Annotated in this window: 6 protein-coding genes; 5 read left to right on the top strand and 1 reads right to left on the bottom strand. The window is 64.8% G+C overall.

The window, feature by feature from the left end:
• From ACXJKR_RS28175 to ACXJKR_RS28155, 5 genes are all read left to right on the top strand, one after another.
• Positions 1–255: ABC transporter permease subunit (locus ACXJKR_RS28175; RefSeq protein ID WP_457325646.1), on the top strand; the 255-nt coding region annotated here is incomplete at its 5' end.
• Positions 252–1,085, top strand: a complete 834-nt coding sequence (gene urtD, locus ACXJKR_RS28170; protein ID WP_056203771.1) for an urea ABC transporter ATP-binding protein UrtD — start codon at positions 252–254, stop codon at positions 1,083–1,085. The genes ACXJKR_RS28175 and urtD, both read left to right, overlap by 4 nt.
• 1 nt (position 1,086) lies before the next feature.
• Positions 1,087–1,779 (top strand): urea ABC transporter ATP-binding subunit UrtE, encoded by a 693-nt coding sequence (gene urtE, locus ACXJKR_RS28165; protein WP_056204481.1) that lies wholly within the window; start codon positions 1,087–1,089, stop codon positions 1,777–1,779.
• Positions 1,780–1,960: 181 nt separating this feature from the next.
• Positions 1,961–2,188 (top strand): addiction module protein, encoded by a 228-nt coding sequence (locus ACXJKR_RS28160; protein ID WP_056204477.1) that lies wholly within the window; start codon positions 1,961–1,963, stop codon positions 2,186–2,188.
• Positions 2,185–2,478 carry a type II toxin-antitoxin system RelE/ParE family toxin gene (locus tag ACXJKR_RS28155; protein ID WP_056203768.1) on the top strand — a complete coding sequence of 98 codons (294 nt, stop codon included), beginning with the start codon at positions 2,185–2,187 and terminating at the stop codon, positions 2,476–2,478. The genes ACXJKR_RS28160 and ACXJKR_RS28155 overlap by 4 nt, the downstream gene beginning before the upstream one ends.
• A 7-nt stretch (positions 2,479–2,485) precedes the next feature.
• On the opposite strand, the gene ACXJKR_RS28150 is transcribed toward ACXJKR_RS28155, so the two are convergent.
• Positions 2,486–3,167, bottom strand: a 682-nt coding sequence (locus ACXJKR_RS28150) for an L-histidine N(alpha)-methyltransferase (RefSeq protein ID WP_457325645.1), incomplete at its 5' end; no start/stop codon positions are given.

Raw genomic sequence — 3,167 nt, 5'->3', positions numbered from 1 at the left:
CCCCAGGTCGGCATCATCAACCCGGGCGAGATGAGCCCGGCGGCCAGTATCGAGATGGCCATCTGGGCAGCGGTCGGCGGGCGCGGCACGCTGATCGGACCGGTGCTCGGTGCCTTCTTCGTCAATGGGACGAAATCGGTCTTCACGGCCTGGTGGCCGGAGGGCTGGCTCTATATCCTCGGCGGGCTCTTCATCGCGGTGACGCTGTTCCTGCCGCAAGGCTTGATGGGGCTGGCGAAGAGGTTCAAGAAATGACACCAGAACTTCTTGAGGCGGGCGCTGAGGCTCGCTCCCGTGCCATTACCCGCTTCGCCACGTCTGGCGAGCCTGTTTTCAACCAAGGTGTTGCGCTCTACGTCGAAGACCTCAAGGTCGCCTTCGATGGCTTCCAGGCGCTGGGCGGCTTGTCGTTCACGGTGGGCGTGGGCGAACTGCGCTGCGTCATCGGCCCCAACGGTGCCGGCAAGACGACGACGATGGACTGCCTCACGGGCAAGACGCGGCCCGACAGCGGGCGTATCTTCTTCGGCAGCAACCTCAACCTGCGCCTGATGAGCGAGCAGCAGATCGCCCGCGCGGGCATCGGCCGCAAGTTCCAGAAGCCGACGGTGTTCGAGGCGCTGACCGTGGCTGAGAACCTGGAGCTGGCTCTCGCCGGTGATCGCCGCGCGCGCTTTGCAATGCGCGCCAAGCTGAATGGCGAACAGCGTGATCGCCTGGATGAGCTGTTGAAGACGGTTCATCTCGCCGACGAGCGTGAACGCGTCGCCGGCCTGCTGAGCCACGGTCAGAAGCAGTGGCTGGAGATCGGCATGCTGCTGGCGCAAGACCCCAAGCTGCTGCTGCTCGACGAGCCCGTTGCCGGCATGACCGACGAGGAGACCGAGCGCACCGCCGAGCTATTCCTGAGCCTGGAGGGCAAGCACTCGCTCGTCGTCGTCGAGCACGACATGAACTTCGTCGGCACGCTGGCCGGCGCGCATCGCACGGTCACGGTTTTACATGAAGGCAAGACCTTGGCCGAAGGCACCATGGCCGCCGTGCAGTCCGACGAGAAGGTGATCGAGGTGTACCTTGGCAGATGACATCTTGAAAGTGCAGGATCTGCACAAGCACTACGGCGGCTCTCACATCCTGCGCGGCCTGAGCTTCGACCTGAAGCCCGGTGAAATCACGGTCGTGCTGGGTCGCAACGGCGTCGGCAAGACGACGCTGCTGAAGAGCCTGATGGGCGTCGTGCCTGTCACGTCCGGCAGCATCACGCTGGACGGCGAGGCAATCAACAAGCTGAAGACGCACCAGCGCGTTCGCGCAGGCCTCGGCTACGTGCCGCAGGGCCGCGAGATCTTCGGGCGATTGACGGTCATGGAGAACCTGCAGATGGGTCTTTCCAGCCAGCCCGCCGGCACGCCACTGCCCAAGGAGCTGTTCGAGCTGTTCCCCGTGCTCGACAAGATGCGCTCACGCCGCGGCGGCGACCTGTCCGGCGGCCAGCAACAGCAGCTCGCCATCGCCCGCGCGCTCGCGCCCGGCCCCAAGGTGTTGCTGCTGGACGAACCGACCGAAGGCATCCAGCCCAACGTCATCCAGGACATCGGCCGCGTCATCAAGCACTTGGCCCACGACAAGGGCCTGTCGGTCGTGCTCGTCGAGCAGTTCTACGACTTCGCCGAAGAGCTGGCCGACCAGTATTTGCTGATGCAGCGCGGCGAGATCGTCATGCGTGGGCGGGGCAAGGACATGGCGGCGGATGGGGTGCGGGAGAGGTTGGCGATCTGAGATCGCTGCCAATCGATTCCGTGTTCTGACGCGGCAGAACGCTATATCGCCGGGCTCCAGTAGGGGTGAACGCAGTGAACCGCATCGCCGACCGCATCATGCATCGTTCGGGTTCGCAGTGCCCGAACGGAGTTGTGGCAAGCTACCCGAACTGCCCAAGCTTCGGGCCCCAGGGATGCTCATGACGACCGCTCTCGAAACCCTTCAAGCAGAAGTACTGCGACTATCGCCAGCCGATCGCGCGAAGTTGCTGGATCGATTGATCGCCAGCCTGGACGTGGACGCTGGCGTTGAGGCTGCTTGGGACAAGCTGGCCGACGAACGCGAGCAAGAGCTTGAAGTCGGCACCGCCAACGCCGTGCCCGTCGATGTGGCCGTCGCCAGACTGGAAGCCCGCTTTCCCGGATGAAGGTCACACTGCATCCGGCCGCAGAGCAAGACGTCCACGAAGCCGCCGCCTTCTACGAGCGTGAGGGCTCGCCCATCGTGGCAGCCCGTTTTGTTGCAGAGTTCAAACGGCTTGCTGCCCTGCTCCTTGAGCATCCCGACATCGGCTCGCCACGCTCAAATGGCCGACGCGGTTTCGCCATGAGCGTCTTTCCATACACCGTTGTCTATCGCGTGATCGCGGACGAGGTCAGGATCATCGTCGTCAAGCACGACAGCAAGCGCCCGGGTTTTGGTGGGAGGCGCGCATAGCGTTGGCCTATTTGCTGCTCTCTGCCTCCAGCCACAGCACCGCAAACCACCCGTTCTCATCCGTCCACACCTTGCCTGGCTTGAAACCCGCGCGCTCGGCCAGGGACTGGAAGCCCGAAACCGTGTATTTGTGCGAATGCTCGGTGTGTAGCGTCTCGCCCTCGTGGAAGGTGTAGACCTCCCCACCCAAGCTCAGCTCCAGCGGCCGCGTCGCACGCAGATGCATCTCGATGCGTCGGTAGGCCGGGTTGTAGAAGGCTAGGTGCTCGAAGCCGTCCGGTGGGAACTCGGCGCCCAGTTCCTGCCGGGCGCGGTGCAGCAGGTTCATGTTGAAGGCTGCAGTGACGCCGGCCGCATCGTTGTAGGCCGCATGCAACGTGCCGTGGTCCTTCACGAGATCGATGCCGATCAACAGGCCACCGCCGGCCAGTTCGCCCGCGGCCAGACGCAGGAAGGCGTCCGCCTCGCTCGGCGTGAAATTGCCAATGCTGGAGCCAGGGAAGAAGCCGACACGGCGGCTGCCCTCGGGGCAGGGCGGCAGCGTGTGCGGGCGCGTGAAGTCAGCCACCAGCGGCTGGACGGCCAGGCCCGGGTAGTCGCCCGCGAGGCCGTCACAGGCCGCCAGCAGGTGCGGGCCCGAGATGTCCACCGGCACGAACTGCACGCTGTCGCGCGGGATGGCGTCCAGC

This window comes from Roseateles sp. P5_E11, from assembly GCF_054049355.1.
Note: the sequence above shows the minus strand (reverse complement) of the source record. Positions and strands in the feature narration are given on the sequence as shown.